Annotated in this window: 17 protein-coding genes; 8 read left to right on the top strand and 9 right to left on the bottom strand. The window is 67.4% G+C overall.

Annotation, left to right across the window (positions count from 1 at the left end; translation table 11 throughout):
* Nucleotides 1–233: 233 nt before the first annotated feature.
* On the bottom strand, nt 234–1,001 hold the full coding sequence (locus ACYQ2W_RS03310) for an NYN domain-containing protein (protein WP_459863192.1): 768 nt from the start codon (nt 999–1,001) through the stop codon (nt 234–236).
* A gap of 195 nt (nt 1,002–1,196) precedes the next feature.
* A complete protein-coding gene (tcdA, locus tag ACYQ2W_RS03305; protein WP_459863190.1) occupies nt 1,197–2,021 on the bottom strand; it encodes a tRNA cyclic N6-threonylcarbamoyladenosine(37) synthase TcdA in 825 nt (274 codons plus the stop codon).
* A gap of 287 nt (nt 2,022–2,308) precedes the next feature.
* Here tcdA and ACYQ2W_RS03300 point away from each other — a divergent pair, with 287 nt between their 5' ends.
* The 3 genes from ACYQ2W_RS03300 to ACYQ2W_RS03290 all read left to right on the top strand — a co-directional run bounded on the left by ACYQ2W_RS03300 (nt 2,309) and on the right by ACYQ2W_RS03290 (nt 4,505).
* Nucleotides 2,309–2,797 (top strand): hypothetical protein, encoded by a 489-nt coding sequence (locus ACYQ2W_RS03300; protein ID WP_459863188.1) that lies wholly within the window; start codon nt 2,309–2,311, stop codon nt 2,795–2,797.
* A 204-nt stretch (nt 2,798–3,001) separates the two neighbouring features.
* On the top strand, nt 3,002–3,199 hold the full coding sequence (locus tag ACYQ2W_RS03295) for a type II toxin-antitoxin system RelE family toxin (RefSeq protein WP_459863194.1): 198 nt from the start codon (nt 3,002–3,004) through the stop codon (nt 3,197–3,199).
* A gap of 70 nt (nt 3,200–3,269) precedes the next feature.
* Entirely contained in the window at nt 3,270–4,505 is a 1,236-nt protein-coding gene (locus tag ACYQ2W_RS03290; RefSeq protein ID WP_459863186.1) for a multifunctional CCA addition/repair protein, read from the top strand.
* A 350-nt stretch (nt 4,506–4,855) separates the two neighbouring features.
* Here the strand turns inward: ACYQ2W_RS03290 and ACYQ2W_RS03285 are convergent, their stop codons facing one another.
* The 3 genes from ACYQ2W_RS03285 to ACYQ2W_RS03275 all read right to left on the bottom strand — a co-directional run bounded on the left by ACYQ2W_RS03285 (nt 4,856) and on the right by ACYQ2W_RS03275 (nt 7,342).
* Complete coding sequence (locus tag ACYQ2W_RS03285; protein WP_459863184.1) at nt 4,856–5,260, bottom strand: VanZ family protein; 405 nt, start codon at nt 5,258–5,260, stop codon at nt 4,856–4,858.
* Nucleotides 5,245–6,039: an undecaprenyl-diphosphate phosphatase gene (locus ACYQ2W_RS03280; RefSeq protein WP_459863182.1), complete on the bottom strand. Its 795-nt coding sequence runs from the start codon at nt 6,037–6,039 to the stop codon at nt 5,245–5,247. Before ACYQ2W_RS03280 ends, ACYQ2W_RS03285 begins: the two co-directional genes overlap by 16 nt.
* A 106-nt stretch (nt 6,040–6,145) precedes the next feature.
* A complete protein-coding gene (locus ACYQ2W_RS03275) occupies nt 6,146–7,342 on the bottom strand; it encodes a class I SAM-dependent methyltransferase (RefSeq protein ID WP_459863180.1) in 1,197 nt (398 codons plus the stop codon).
* A gap of 144 nt (nt 7,343–7,486) precedes the next feature.
* On the opposite strand from ACYQ2W_RS03275, the gene ACYQ2W_RS03270 reads away from it, so the two are divergent.
* The gene (locus tag ACYQ2W_RS03270; RefSeq protein ID WP_459863179.1) at nt 7,487–7,960 is read left to right on the top strand and encodes an NUDIX domain-containing protein; all 474 of its coding nucleotides are present in this window, start codon (nt 7,487–7,489) and stop codon (nt 7,958–7,960) included.
* Between the two features lie 202 nt (nt 7,961–8,162).
* Here ACYQ2W_RS03270 and ACYQ2W_RS03265 read toward each other — a convergent pair whose 3' ends face one another.
* Genes ACYQ2W_RS03265 through plsY form a run of 3 tightly spaced genes read right to left on the bottom strand, consistent with a single transcriptional unit; the run spans nt 8,163 to nt 10,149 of the window.
* Nucleotides 8,163–8,627 carry a DUF2914 domain-containing protein gene (locus tag ACYQ2W_RS03265; protein WP_459863177.1) on the bottom strand — a complete coding sequence of 155 codons (465 nt, stop codon included), beginning with the start codon at nt 8,625–8,627 and terminating at the stop codon, nt 8,163–8,165.
* Between the two features lie 2 nt (nt 8,628–8,629).
* The gene (locus tag ACYQ2W_RS03260) at nt 8,630–9,505 is read right to left on the bottom strand and encodes a fructosamine kinase family protein (RefSeq protein WP_459863175.1); all 876 of its coding nucleotides are present in this window, start codon (nt 9,503–9,505) and stop codon (nt 8,630–8,632) included.
* A gap of 56 nt (nt 9,506–9,561) precedes the next feature.
* A complete protein-coding gene (gene plsY, locus ACYQ2W_RS03255) occupies nt 9,562–10,149 on the bottom strand; it encodes a glycerol-3-phosphate 1-O-acyltransferase PlsY (RefSeq protein ID WP_459863173.1) in 588 nt (195 codons plus the stop codon).
* Nucleotides 10,150–10,244: 95 nt separating this feature from the next.
* Here plsY and folB point away from each other — a divergent pair, with 95 nt between their 5' ends.
* The 4 genes from folB (at nt 10,245) to lptM (ending at nt 11,733) form a co-directional block, all read left to right on the top strand.
* A complete protein-coding gene (folB, locus tag ACYQ2W_RS03250; protein ID WP_459863171.1) occupies nt 10,245–10,601 on the top strand; it encodes a dihydroneopterin aldolase in 357 nt (118 codons plus the stop codon).
* A gap of 301 nt (nt 10,602–10,902) precedes the next feature.
* Nucleotides 10,903–11,391 carry a 2-amino-4-hydroxy-6-hydroxymethyldihydropteridine diphosphokinase gene (gene folK / locus ACYQ2W_RS03245; protein ID WP_459863169.1) on the top strand — a complete coding sequence of 163 codons (489 nt, stop codon included), beginning with the start codon at nt 10,903–10,905 and terminating at the stop codon, nt 11,389–11,391.
* On the top strand, nt 11,391–11,549 hold the full coding sequence (locus ACYQ2W_RS03240; protein WP_459863167.1) for a hypothetical protein: 159 nt from the start codon (nt 11,391–11,393) through the stop codon (nt 11,547–11,549). The genes folK and ACYQ2W_RS03240 overlap by 1 nt, the downstream gene beginning before the upstream one ends.
* A gap of 49 nt (nt 11,550–11,598) precedes the next feature.
* Nucleotides 11,599–11,733 carry an LPS translocon maturation chaperone LptM gene (gene lptM / locus ACYQ2W_RS03235; RefSeq protein WP_459863165.1) on the top strand — a complete coding sequence of 45 codons (135 nt, stop codon included), beginning with the start codon at nt 11,599–11,601 and terminating at the stop codon, nt 11,731–11,733.
* A 3-nt stretch (nt 11,734–11,736) separates the two neighbouring features.
* On the opposite strand, the gene ACYQ2W_RS03230 is transcribed toward lptM, so the two are convergent.
* The gene (locus tag ACYQ2W_RS03230; RefSeq protein WP_459863163.1) at nt 11,737–14,157 is read right to left on the bottom strand and encodes a sucrose synthase; all 2,421 of its coding nucleotides are present in this window, start codon (nt 14,155–14,157) and stop codon (nt 11,737–11,739) included.
* Between the last annotated feature and the right edge of the window lie 20 nt (nt 14,158–14,177).

The following is a 14,177-nucleotide window of genomic DNA, read 5'->3' as shown; positions in this document are numbered from 1 at the left end:
TGGTACCGGCGCGGATCGCCCACTCGTCCCGCCACTTCCGCCAGGCGAAATCATCCTCGAAAGACGGCACATTCATCGACGAACCTCACGCTGCGAATTGATCGAAAAACAGCTATCGAAATCCAACAACGATTTCACTTGCCGGCCGCACCTTGAACCCGGCGGCCTCTCGGCTGCGAAGCGCCACCGTTCGCGACCGGGAAAGGGTGCGTCCGTTGGCCGTTTGCGCCCCGTCAATCGGCGGGGCTCACGAACCGCTTGTCCCGCACATAGAGGTCGTAGGAGTGGTTCTTCTGCACATTGCGCTTCTCCATATCGAACAGCTCCGTGGCCTCGACCAGCTTGCTGAGTTTCTTGAAACCGTAGTTCCTTGAATCGAAGGAGCTCTGATTGGCGATGTGGGAGCCCACCGCAGAGATGTTCGCCCAGCCTTCGTCGTCGGCGGTAGCCTCCACCGCGCTACGCAGTAGAGTGATCAGCTTGGTATCCTGGTTGAGTTCCTTCTTGGCTCGTTTTCTGGCCGGCTCGGCACCGCCTTTCCCTTCACCACCCTTCTCCTGCGACGCGACCACCAGTGCCTCGAGAAAGACAAACTTGTCGCACGCCGCCTGGAGGGAACCCGGCGTCTTGCGCTCGCCGAACCCGTACACCAGGAGCCCCGATTCGCGAATTCGGGTCGCCAGTTTGGTGAAGTCGCTGTCGCTGGTGACCAGACAAAAGCCTTCGAAGCGCCCGGTATAGAGCAGGTCCATGGCATCGATAATCATCGATGAGTCGGTGGAGTTCTTGCCCTTGGTGGAACTGAACTGCTGCATCGGGCTGATCGCATATTCGGGAAGCACCGATTTCCATGGTGTCAGCTGATTGGTCGTCCAGTCGCCATAGGCCCGTTTGACGCTGGCGACACCGTAGTTGGCGATCTCCTGGATCAGCGGTTCGCACATCGAAGCGCTGATGTTATCCGCGTCGATCAGGACGGCCAGTTTCTTTCGCACTTCCATCTCTTGTTTCCTTGCGGTTGGAGTCGCCCAGTCTACGTCCAAAGGGGCGGGGAATATGGCTGGCAAAAATGGAGAGCGGGCAGAATGCGCCGAAAAACCGGGAGCGCACGGCTCGGAAAGCGGTGCGCCTCGTACCTCGGCACACCCTACCGACCCCTGCTCCAGCGTTGCCCGAATTTCTTCGCGCCAGAGGTCCTACAGCGAGGGTTTCCCCATCGTGCTTTCAGCGTCGGCTCGGCGCTTGCGCTCGATCATCCGCTCGACCGCCTTGGCCACGGCGACGAAGCCGAACACCGAGGTGACCGCGCTGGAGGCACCGTAGCCGCCGGCGCAGTCGAGGGTGACGCCGTGCACCCCCGGCTTCTCGTGGCCGACGCTGCCGTCGGGGCGCGGGTAGATGGGCTGCTGGGAGGAGAAGACGCAGTCGACGCCGAAGCGCCGCTTGGGGTTGGTGGTGAAGCGGTACTGGTGGCGCAGGGTGTGGCGCACCTTGGCGGCCAGGGGGTCGTTGTAGGTCCTGCTCAGGTCGGCCACGGCGATGGCGGTGGGGTCGGTGAGGCCGCCGGCGCCGCCGGTGGTGATGATCGGGATCTTGTTGCGCTTGCAGTGGTGGATCATCGCCGCCTTGAACTGGATCGAGTCGATGGCGTCGACGACGTAGTCGTAGCCACGCTCCAGGTAGCGCACCATGGTGCCGAGGGTCAGGAAGTCGTCGATGGCGTAGCAGTGGCACTCGGGGTGGATCGCCAGCACCCGTTCGCGCATCACCTCCACCTTGGAGCGGCCGAGGGTGGCGGTGAGGGCGTGGATCTGGCGGTTGACGTTGGTCAGGCAGATGTCGTCGTGGTCGATCAGGGTGATCTCGCCGACCCCCATCCGCGCCAGCGCCTCCACCGCCCAGGAACCGACGCCACCGATCCCCACCACGCAGAAGTGGGCCCGGCGGATCCAGCCGTAGGCCTCGCGCCCGTAGAGGCGCTCCACCCCGCCGAAGCGGCCACCGATCTCACAGACGCTCATCGTTTCCGCCCGTATTGCCCGTTTCGAGGCCGAAGATGATAACCGATTCGCCGCCGGGTTCGTGCCGATTGCAGGGATTGCAAAACCTCGGCGGACCAAGCGTCATCGCGGCCCGAGGACGTCGTTAAGCCCACCATAATCTTCGCATCGATAAAATCCGCCATGGCTTCGACCGGAGGAGAGGCGGCCCGGATTACGCCGGGCCAGGGCCGGTGCCATACAGACCAAAAATTTCATTCGACACCCATTGCGGTTCCACGTTGGCGCCGCATTCAAGGAAAACCTGCATGACAAACCAAATCGCTACGGTAAAGATCGGGCTCGCCCTCGTGCTCGCCACGCTGCTCTTCGGCCTCGCCCTGGGGATCTCGTTCGGGGTCTCGGAGGAGAGCTACAAGGGGTACATCGCGGAGGGCGTCGCCGCCCACCCGACGCTCCACGACGCCAAGAGCGAGGGGAAGATCTGGCGCTACGCCCAGCGCGCCCACTTCCACGCCATGGGCATCAGCGCGGTCACCCTGGGACTCACCCTGGCGCTGCTCTTCACCGCGCTGAAGCCGGGGATCAAGCGCGTCGCCTCGATCCTGATCGGCCTCGGCGGGCTCTACCCCCTCTCCTGGTTCATGATGTTCCTGCTCTCCCCCTCCCTCGGTCGCGGCGCGGCCCACCACCACCTGCTCACCGAGCTGTTCACCAAGGTCGGCGTCGGCGGTCTCGCCGCCGGGCTGCTGATCTTGATCTACGGGCTGTTCATCGCCCGTGCCGAGGCGGATTGACGCGCCGGCCCGCCGTCCGGCGGCTGCGGCCGGTCAGGTCGGTGATCTGCGCGAGCAAATCACGTTGTATTCCGTCGATACGTTTGCCATCGGGGAAACGACGCGGAGCGTCGTCCAACCGCCGCACTTCGCCCGCAAGCCGCCTCGGGTCACCACGCAGAGCGTGGTGACCCGGACGACCTTCGGTTTGGCCCACACCTATCGCTGAGACTGCGCCTGATCGAGGCCATCGACAGTCTGCGTGAAAACCCTCACCGCGGCTCCGCGCTGAAGGGCGATCGATCCGGCCTGCGCCGGATTCGCGTCGGCGACTATCGGGTGATCTATGAGATCGATGAAGGCGAGGTGGTAGTGCTGGTGGTCAAGGTCGGTCACCGCAGGGAGATCCACCGCGGGTCGTAGTCCCGCACCAACCCACCCCTCGATCGGCACCTATAATGGTGCCGTTTTCGTTTGCGGATGGTGAGGGGCGATGGAGATCTATCTGGTCGGCGGCGCGGTGCGCGACAAACTGCTCGGTCTGGAGCCGAAGGAGCGGGACTGGGTGGTGGTCGGCTCGACGCCGCAGGAGATGCTGGCGCGAGGCTTCACCCGGGTGGGCAAGGACTTCCCGGTGTTCCTCCACCCCGAGACCAAGGAGGAGTACGCGCTGGCGCGCACCGAGCGCAAGTCGGGCCGCGGCTACCACGGTTTCGAGGTGCACGCCTCACCGGAGGTGACCCTGGAGGAGGACCTGGCGCGGCGCGACCTCACCATCAACGCCATCGCCGAGGCGGCCGACGGCACGCTGATCGACCCCTTCAACGGCCGCGAGGACCTCGACGCCGGACGGCTGCGCCACGTCTCCAACGCCTTCATCGAAGACCCGGTGCGGGTGCTGCGCATCGCCCGCTTCGCCGCCCGCTTCGGCCAGTGGGGCTTCCGCGTCGCCCACGGCACCAATGCGCTGATGCGCAGGATGGTGGAGAACGGCGAGGTGGACCACCTGGTGGCGGAGCGGGTGTGGCAGGAGCTGGCCAAGACGCTCGCCGATCCGCGTCCCTCGCGCTTCTTCGAGGTGCTGCGCGGCTGCGGCGCGCTGGCGCGGATCTTCCCCGAACTGGACCGGTTGTGGGGGGTGCAGCAGCCGGCCCACCACCACCCGGAGGGGGACGCCTTCGCCCACACCATGCTGGTGCTGGAGGAGGCCGCCAAGCTCTCCCCGGAGCCGGTGGTGCGCTTCGCCGCGCTGCTCCACGACCTGGGCAAGGGGGAGACCCCCGCGGAGGAGTGGCCCAAGCACCATGGCCACGACCGCAAGGGGGCGGCGCCAATCCTTGATCTCTGCGAGCGGCTGCGCGCGCCCAACGAGTTCCGCGACCTGGCGGTGCTGACCGCCCGCTACCACCATCACACCCACAAACTGGCGGAGCTACGCCCGACCACCATCGTCGACACCCTCGACGCGCTGGACGCCTACCGCCGCCCGGAGCGTTTCGCCCGGTTCCTGCTCGCCTGCAAGGCGGACTCTCGCGGGCGCACCGGGCATGAGGAGAACCCCTACCCTCAGGCCGACGACTTCGAACGGGCCCGCCGGGCGTGCGCCGCGATCAACGCCCGCGAGCTGGCCGAACAAGGGTTGAAGGGTCCCGAGATCCGCGACGCGCTGCGCCACCGGCGCATCGCCGCGGTGCGCGCCCTGCACATCGGGGTGGATTCGGAAGAGTGATTCACCATGAAGATCTTCGAGGTTTTCGTCCGCACGACCCCACCTGTAGGAGCGGCCCCCAGGCCGCGATTGCCTACAGGGATGTAGGTACTTGGCGTGAGCAGGATGCGGAAGCCGGGCGCCGTTTCCGCCAACCCCCGCAAGCATAATCAAGCGACGGCACTCCGCACCATCGCGGCCTCGGGGCCGCTCCTACAGGTGACGGCTCGACGCCCCTACGATCGGCGGATCGCCACACGCCCAATCGCCGTCGAATGCCAGACCACCGCAATGTTGGGCTTCTCTAGCGCTTTTGCACAGGGAAGTGCTTATTGAGCAAGCGGGTAGGAGGCCCGGAGCGTCAACCCAACCTACAGGAACTGGGGTGTATTTCGCTTGCCGATCCACTGCCACCCGCCGAAGGCGATGAGCACGCCGGTGGCGTTGGCGGCCATGTCGGCCACTTCGAAGTGGCGGACGCCACCGAGTTGTTGCAGGAATTCCAGGGTGATGCCGAGGGCGATCAGGGCGGCGGCGAGCCGCAGGCGGTGGCGCCACGCCGGCCACAGCGGGGCGAACCAGCCCATCAGCCAGCCGTAGGCGGCGAGGTGTTCCAGCTTGTCGGCGGCATCGATGCCGAGGTCCACCTGCGGCGGGGAGCCGGTGAGGCTGAGATAGACCACCAGGGTCAGCCAGCCCCCGCCGAAGAGTTGCCACCACCCGCGCAGCGGCGACTCGGCCAACCGCACCGCCAGCCCGCTCACAGATAGGCCCACAGCAGCACCGCGCCGAGCAGCAGGCGGTAGATGACGAACGGGGTAAAGCCGATCCGCTCCAGCAGTTTGAGGAAGAGGTGGATGCAGATATAGGCGCTGATCGCCGAGGCCGCGGCGGCGGTGGCGAGGGTCAGCCACGGCGCCCCACCCGGGGCGGCGGCCAGCTCAAGCCCCTTGAGCAGGGCGGCACCGAGGATGGTGGGGATGGAGAGGAGGAAGGAGAAGCGGGCGGCGGCGGTGCGGGTGAGGCCGAGCCACAGCGCGGCGGTCATGGTGATGCCGGAGCGCGAGGTGCCGGGGATCAGGGCGAGCACCTGGGAGAAGCCGATGATCAGCACGTCGCGCCAGGTCAGTTGGTGCTCACTGCGCTGGCCGACGTAACGCTCCGACCACCACAGCAGCAGGCCGAAGCCGATGGTGGTGGCGGCGATCACCAGCGGCGAGCGCAGGGTCTCCTCCACCACCTGGTCGAGCAGCAGCCCGCCGACCACCACCGGCAGGGTGCCGATGATCACCCACCAGGCGAGCCGCCCGTCGTCGTCGGTGCCGCGACCCGCCACCGAGCGCCCCCAGGCGAAGGTCATGGTCACCACCTCGCGGCGGAAGTAGAGGAGGATCGCCAGCAGGGTGCCGAGGTGGACCGCCACGTCGAAGGCGAGCCCCTGGTCCGTCCAGCCGTTGAGCAACGGCAGCAGGATCAGGTGGGCGGAGCTGGAGATGGGCAGGAATTCGGTGAAACCCTGGAGCAGGGCGAGGGCAAGGAGGTGCAGCGGGTCCACGGGATCGGTTCCTTGGGGTGGTATCGGCGCGCATTCTACGCCGATTTATTCGGTTCACTCAGAGGGGCGAGTAGTTACCCAGGACCGAACGTTCCTCAAACGCCTTTCACAGGCTCCCGCGCCGGTCGCCGAAGGCGAAGCCCCGCCACGGCCCCTCGACCCCGCGGGTCAGGGCGATCGCCTGGAAGCGCTCGCCCATCTCGCCGGGGAGGGTGAGCAGCTTGGCCTGGCGTGCCAGTTCGGTACGGACACGGGGGGTATCGTCGTCGCGCTCGACGGCGAGCAGCTCGTCGAGGCCGCAGCCGAGCAACAGCAGCGCCTGGCTGGTGTAGCCGGCCACCCGCAGGCCGGCAGCGAAGGCCGCCTCGGCCACCGCCGAGAAGTCCACCGAGGCGGTGATGTCCTGCAGGCCGGGGAGGAGGAAGGGGTCGCCGTGGACCCGATGGCGGAAGTGGCAGAGCAGGGTCCCGCCGCCGCGCTCAGTCAGGTAGTACTCCCGGCGGGGGTAGCCGTAGTCGACGAACAGCGCCATGCCCCGCGCCAGCGCCTCGCCGAGGGCGGCGAACCACGGGCCGAGGGTGAGACAGACCTCCGAGTCGTAGCCCACCGGCAGCGGCTCGCCGCGCTCCGCCTCGATCGCCGCCACCGCCGATACCAGCTCCGGTGCCGGGTCGAGCAGGCACCAGTGGAAGCGGCCATCGGCCCACGCCACCCCCCACTCGCGCAACCCCTCGGCGGCGATATGGAAGCGGTGGACGGCGAAGGCGTCGAGCAGCTCGTTGGCCACCACCACGCCGCTGAACCCCTCGGGCAGCCGATCGAGCCACTCCACGCGCTCCACCAGTCCCGGCAGCCGCTCGCCGAGCAGTGCCTGCTGCCGGCGGCGCAGATCGGCGCTGCGCTCGAGGATCCGATAGCGCCCCGGCACTTGGCCGAGAAGCGCCAGCTCACCGAGCAGGTCCACCGCCAGCGCCCCGCTGCCGGCGCCGATCTCCAGCAGATCGCCGCCGCCGAGCCGCTCCAGCACCTCGGCACACTGCCGCGCCAGCGCCCGCCCGAACAGCGGCGAGAGTTCCGGCGCAGTGACGAAATCCCCCGCCTCCCCGAACTTGCGCGCCCCCGCCGTGTAGTAGCCAAGCCCCGGCGCATAGAGCGCCAGCTCCATGAAACGGACAAAGGGAATCGCCCCCCCCGCCCCCTCGATCTCCTCCCGAATCCGCCCCACCACCCGCCCGCTATGGGCAGCAGCCTCGGTATCCGGAAGCGGCAGTCGATCGACGCCATCACCACTGAATTCAGCCATAGCCGCCCATTATACTCCCCCCACCTCCCCGCTCTTCCTCCGAAAATGACGGAGCATTTCCACCCGCCCCTCGGCCGCGCCCCGCGAGGGGCCGCGGCCGAGGGGCGGGTGGAAATGCTCCGTTGCGCTATGATCTTGGGCACCATGAAAAGAAAAAGAAGCTATCCACCCCGCGCCGGCGCCGGACGCCACCCCGACCAACCCCGCACCCTCTCCGCCGGCGTGGTGGTGCTCCGCCGTTTTCCCGACGGCCTGCGCTGCCTGCTGCTGCGCGCCTTCCAGTACTGGGATTTTCCCAAGGGGATGGTGGAAGAGGGGGAGGAGCCGCTGGAGGGTGCGATCCGCGAGGTGGAGGAGGAGAGCACCCTCACCGACCTCGACTTCCGGTGGGGGCTGGAGTATCGGGAAACCCCCCCTTACCGCCGCGGCAAGGTGGCCCGCTACTACCTGGCGGAGAGCCGCGAGGGGGAGGTGGATCTACCGGTCAGCGAAGCGCTGGGCCGGCCGGAACACGACGAGTTCCGCTGGGTACGCCTCGACGAGGCCCACGCCATGCTCTCCCCCCGCGTCCAGCCGATCCTCCGCTGGGCGATCGAGCAGATCGCTGAAAACCGTTGAGGCTCTGGAACGTAACGCGGAGAACGCGGAGAAGAAGAAAAAGAGATCGCGTGGCCCTCCTGAGTCTTGTGTCACACCAGACACGGCCTTCGCCTCGGAAGGCACATCACCCAACGCGCCTTCCTCTGAAGCGCCTACACCTCTTCTCTGCGCTCTCTGCGTCTTTGCGTTCTCCGCGTTTCCCATCCTCCGCAAGAAGGGGCTACTGGGCAGGCGGCACCACCAGGAGGGTATCGGTGCGCAGCACGTCGCCCTCCTCGTCCACCACCGAGACCTGCCACTCCCCCTCCCACTGGGGCAGCAGCCGCTTGCTCGACCAGGCGCGCCAGCGGTTGGCATCGATCCGCTGGCGCACCTCCGCCATCAGCCGCCCCTGGTATTCCCAGCGGTGGGCGAGGGTGCGTCCGGCAAGGTCGCGGAACTCGGTGAAGTAGTAGACCCTTCGCCGGTCGCTCTCGATCTGGTCGATCCGGTCCACCGGCTCGCGCCCCTTCATGGCGCTGGTGAACTGGGCGCGGATCAGGTGGCGGGGCCCCTCTTCGGCGCCGTCGTCGGGGGGCGCCACCGAGCCCCCCTGGGTCACCTCCTGGGCAGCCGCCCCGCCGACCACCGCCGCCAGCAGCAGCGCCACCGCCCGCCGCCCCCACACCGCCGCTCGCCCCTTCATGCTCATCGCACCTCGCTCAGCAGTCGCCCGATCATCGATTCGGCCTGCCCGGCGTAGCCGCCGCCGAACAGATTGGCATGGTTGAGAATGTGGTAGAGATTGTAGAGGGTTCTCCGCACCGGGTAACCCGCATCGAGGGGCCACGCCTCGTTGTAGGCGGCGTAGAAGGCGGCGGGGAGGGTGCCGAACAGCTCGGTCATGGCGAGGTCCGCCTCGCGGTCGCCGTAGTAGACCGCCGGATCGAAGATCACCGGCTCGCCGCCGCGCGCCACCGCATGGTTGCCGCCCCACAGGTCGCCGTGAAGCAGCGAGGGAACGGGGGCGTAACCGGGGAAGAGATCGGCGAGCCGTTCCATCAGCGGCTCCCCCTTGCGGCGCAGCTGCGGGAAGCCGTTGCGCGCCGCCAGCTCGAACTGGAAGGCGAGGCGCCGCTCGCGATAGAAGACCAACCAGTCGGGGTGCCAAGCGTTGATCTGCGGGGTGGAACCGATGGTGTTGTCGCGATGCCAGCCGAAGCGCTCGCGGGTGGTGCGGTGCATCGCGGCCAACTCGCGCCCGAACCGCTCGGCCGCCCCGCCACCGCCCAGCTCCAACCGCTCCAGCACCAGATAGCCCTGGCCCGCCGCCTCGCCCCAACAGACCGGCGCCGGGGCACGGATGCTCGCGCTGGCGACGATCTCCGCCAACCCCTCCGCCTCGGCGGCGAACATCTCCACCAGGACGCCCCGGTTGAGCTTGACGAAGAACTCCCGCCGACCGTCACCCACCACGTAGGTGGCGTTGATACAGCCGCCACCCACGGCGTGGTGACGAGCCGCCTCGAACGGCTCACCGGTCGCCTCCCCGATCGCCTCCCCAATGGCCCGCCACAGTTCCACTCGCGCCTCCGCAAGCCCGCGTCAGTTCAATAAATTTTGAATCCGCGATAGCGGATTCAACGACCGATCTTCTTCTCTTCGCCGGCGAGGATGCGGCGGATGTTGCCGCGGTGACGCCAGTAGAGCATCAGCGTCATCACCCCCATGGCCGCGGTCGGCTGCCAGTCGCCGGAGACCCACCAGACGTAGCCCGGCGCCAGCGCCATCGCCACCAGCGCCGAGAGGGAGGAGATGCGGGTGAGCGCCGCGGTGACCAGCCAGGTGGCGACGGTCGCCACACCCACCATCCAGTGGAAACCGAGCAGCACCCCCAGGGCGGTGGCCACCCCCTTGCCGCCCTGGAAGCGGAAAAAGACGGGATAGAGGTGGCCGAGGAAGGCGGCCAGCGCGACCAGCGCCACCGCCGCCACCGGCAGCCCCAGCAGCACCGCCGCCAGGGTCGGCAGCAGCCCCTTCAGCAGGTCGCCGAGGAGCGTGATCGCCGCCGCCTTCTTGCCGCCGAGGCGCAGCACGTTGGTGGCGCCGGGGTTGCCGGAACCGACGGTGCGCGGATCGGGCAACCCCGTCAGACGGCAGACGATGATCGCGCTGGAGAGCGAACCCAGCAGGTAGGCGACGGCGATGAAGGCGGCTTCGGTATACATGGATTCGGCGGCGGCAAGCGGGAACCGTCGATTATACCCATCCCTTCCTTTGCGGTACCATGACAGACCGTGTTCCGACCGACCTTCAGCCGCCCATGGACATCATCTTCCTCCGCGACCTGCGCATCGAGACCGTCATCGGCATCTACGACTGGGAACGTGAGATCAAACAGACCGTGGTGCTCGACCTGGAGATGGCCACCGACATCCGCAAGGCGGCCGCCTCCGACACCATCGAGGACACCCTCGACTACAAGGCGGTGGCCAAGCGGCTGATCGCCTTCGTCGAGGAGAGTAGTTTCCAACTGGTGGAGACCCTGGCCGAGCGCTGTGCCGGCATCGTCCTCGACGAATTCGACGTCCCCTGGGTGCGCCTTACCCTGAACAAGCAGGGGGCGGTGCGCGGCGCCCGCGACGTCGGGGTGATCATCGAGCGGGGCAGCCGGGGTTGAATGCAGGCAGCAGCCGGCCGAGGCGCCACAACTCCGATCGGCTATTTCTTACTGTGAAGGTACGCGGGAAAGGGGGGAGGAGCGTAGGGTGTGCCGAGGTACGAGGCGCACGGCCCTTTCCGACCGGTGCGCCTCCTATCGTCGGCACACCCTACCCGACTTTCATCGTCCGAGGTGGTTCAACGGCCATCCATGATCGTCAACACAGAGCGGACGGAGAAGGACACCAACCCGCTCACCGGCGGCCAACAACCGCTTTGACATATACTCCGTAGTAACCCCTATACCCGATAGAACCCCCATGGCCCGTGTCTTCGTCAGTGTCGGCTCCAACATCGATCGGGAGCACAACATCCGCTCCGCCCTGGACGCCATGGAGGCCGCCTTCGGCGAGCTGGAGCTTTCCACCGTCTACGAGACCGTGGCGGTCGGCTTCGAGGGGGACAACTTCTTCAACCTGGTGGTCGCCTTCGACACCGGACTTGCCCTGGAACAGGTGACCACCGCGCTGCGCGAAATCGAGCAGGCCCACCGCCGCGAGCGCGGCAGCAAACGCTTCGCCCCGCGCACCCTCGACCTCGACCTGTTGCTGTTCGACGACGTGGTCGCCGACGAGCCGGAGTTGCCCCGCGGCGAGATCGTCAAGTACGCCTTCGTCCTCAAGCCCCTGGCGGAGCTGGCCCCGACCCTGCGCCACCCCACCCTCGGCACCCCCTACGCCGAGCTGTGGCAGCGCTTCGATCCCGGCGAGCAGAGGCTGTGGCCGGTGGACTTCCGGAGGAGCCCCTGATGTGCATCGCCTTCCCCCACGGCGGAGCGCGGCCCCCGGCGGCGCCCCCGTCGCGCTTCGACCGCTGGCTCTCGCGCCTCCCCGAAGGGGTGCAGATGGCGATCGGCGCGGTGGTACTGTTCGGCGCCCTGCTGGGCGGCCTGTTCCGTCGCCGCTGACGCTATAATCCCCCGTTTCCATTTTCCCCACGGGTCGAGGAGACCGATGATGAACCGATGCTGGGCGCAATACGCACTGTGGGCGGTGATCGCCATCCTGGGAGTAGGCTCGATGCTCAGCGGCTGCGGCCAGAAAGGCCCGCTGTTCCTGCCCACCGATACCGAACAGCAGCAAGCACGATAGCGGCTACGCCTCGGGGCAGGGTTTCTCCAGCATGCGTCGCGCCAGCGGCCGGAACTGGAGCCCGTAGAACATCTCCAGGTAGCGCCGCGCCTCGTCGCGCTCCAGGTTGGTGGAGTACTTCCAGAAGCCGTAGATGCACGACAGGGTGAGCATCCGCTCGGCGTAGATGGTCCAGGTGTAGCGGCTCTGGATGCGCTCGATCGCCCCTGCCGAGATCTTGCTCCAGTACTTGGGCTCCTTTGCGCAGCGCTCGAAGAACTCCGCCAGTTCATCGGCCACCTGCTCGCCGTGGTTGGGGTCGATGTGGAAGCCGGACTTGCCGTGCTTGATGATCTCCAGCGGGCCGCCGTAGCGGGTGGCGAAGGTGGGCAGTCCGCTGGTCATCGCCTCCACCACGGTAAGGCCGAAGGCCTCGAACAGCGCCGGCTGGACGAACACGCCGTGGCGGTCGGCAATCCAGCGGTAGACCTCGCCGCCGAGGCGGCGGTCAGTGATCCGCTCCAGCCAGCGGACGTTGCCGTCCAGCGCGTGGCGCTCGAACAGCTCATGCATGAGGTCGATCTGCGCCTGCTCCTCCCGGTCCTCGGAGCGCTCCCTGTCGATGTAGCCGCCCACCACCACCAGGTCGGCCACTGCCCGTAGCCGTTCATTCGCCCCGTACCACGCCACCAGGCCGGTGAGGTTCTTGATCCGGTCGAGGCGCGCCATGGTGAAGATCAGCGGCCGCCCGCGATCGCCGAGGGTGCCGCGACTGAACTCGTCGGCCGCGCCGTAGACCATCTCCTCGATCTCCTCATGCAGCCCGGTGAGGCGCCGCTCGCGCTCCGTGTACGGGAAGTAGAGGTCGGCATCGGCGCCGGGGGAGACGATGTTGAACTTCGGGTCGAAGACGTTGATGCCGTTCACCACCCGGTAGAGGCCGGGCATGGTGAACGAGCCGTAGGACTCGTACTGGCCGACGCTGTCCTCCTTGCCGGCGATCTCCTGGAAGGTCGAGGAGATGATGAAGTCGGTGGCGTTCATCGCGATCAGATCCGCGGTGAACTGGCAGGAGAAGTGGTACTTCGGTTCGTTCTCCTTCCAGTAGAGGTCGGAGTAGAGGTACTTGGCCTTCTCCAGGGCGTGGGCGATGGTGCACTGGGTCACCCCCATGCGCGAGGCCAGCAGCGTCGCCACCAGGTTGCCGTCGGAGTAGTTGCCGATGATGAAGTCGGGACGGTGGCCCAACTCCGCGAGAAGCTCGTGCTCCACCTCCTCGGTGAAGTGTTCCAGGTAGGGCCAGATGTCGAAGCGCGAGATCCACTGCGGGATGATCTCGCCGGAGTCGGTACGGAACGGGACGCGCAGGATACGGGCGTGCTTGGTGCCGTGGATCGGCTCCACGCGCTGGTCGCAGCTGGTGCCGCGGCTCTCCGGGATCAGCCGGGTGATCACCACGATCTGCGGCTCGATGCCGAGATGGGCCAGCCCCCGCTCCTCGATCCGCTTGGCCATCTCCTGCTCCAGGGCGCGCACCTGGTCGAGGATGTAGACCACCTGGCCGCCGGTGTCGGGAAGTCCCAGGACGTTGGACTGGCCGAAGAAGCCGTGGGGCGAGAGGATCGCCAGCGAGAAGACCATCGGCATCTCGCCGAGGAAGCGCTCCAGGGCGGTGGGGTCGGGGGCCTCCAGGATGTCGATGATGCGGTCGAAGCAGCGGCGCATCCGCGCCACGGTGTTGCCCCAGCCGGGTTCGAAGCCCAGCGCACCGAGGGCGTCGCGGACCTCCAGCCAGCCGAGGTCGTCGTCCTTGCGCTCGAGCAGCCTGCGGGCGTCGCGCAGGGCGCCGCGCAGCTGATGGACGTCCTTGATCCGCTCGTTGAGCATCAGCTGGTGGCCGCCCGCCTGATGGACCTGCAGGAACTGGAGCAGGCGCACCGCCCCCTGGTCGCCGTCGCGGAACAGCGAGCCGGAGAGGTGGCGATTGAGGAACTCGACGCCGCGACCGATGGAGCGCGACTCGCGCAGCTTGGGGAAGCCGCGGCTGAACGGCTCCAGGTCCAGCTCGAGCAGCCAGTCGCCGTCGTCGTGGTGCTCGCCCCCCTCGATCATCCGCTCCTTGAAGCGCAGGAAGCTCTCCACCGGGATCCACTCGTGCTCCATGTGCTCCAGATGGAAGCGCAGGTAGCCCCAGCGGGCGACCCAGGGGCGCACCGCGAGGTAGATCCATGGTGGGCAAACCACCGCCTCCTGAGCGGCGCTCATCAGCCGCGCCGCCTCGCTGTCGCGCAGCCGCGCCCCCTCCTCGCGCCGGGCGAAGGCGTCGAAGGCGTCCCACAGGTCAGAGGAGAGGAGCAGCGGCTTGTTCAGTTTCACCAAATGGTGGAGCAACAGGTAGAGCGGCTCGCGATGGCCGGCCGCGAAGTCGTCGAAGGGTTGGTTCATATCGTTTTTCCGTCAGCGGG

The sequence above is a fragment of the Endothiovibrio diazotrophicus genome (assembly GCF_054657215.1).
The sequence above is the reverse complement of the archived record's forward strand: the minus strand, read 5'-3'. Positions and strand labels throughout refer to the sequence as shown.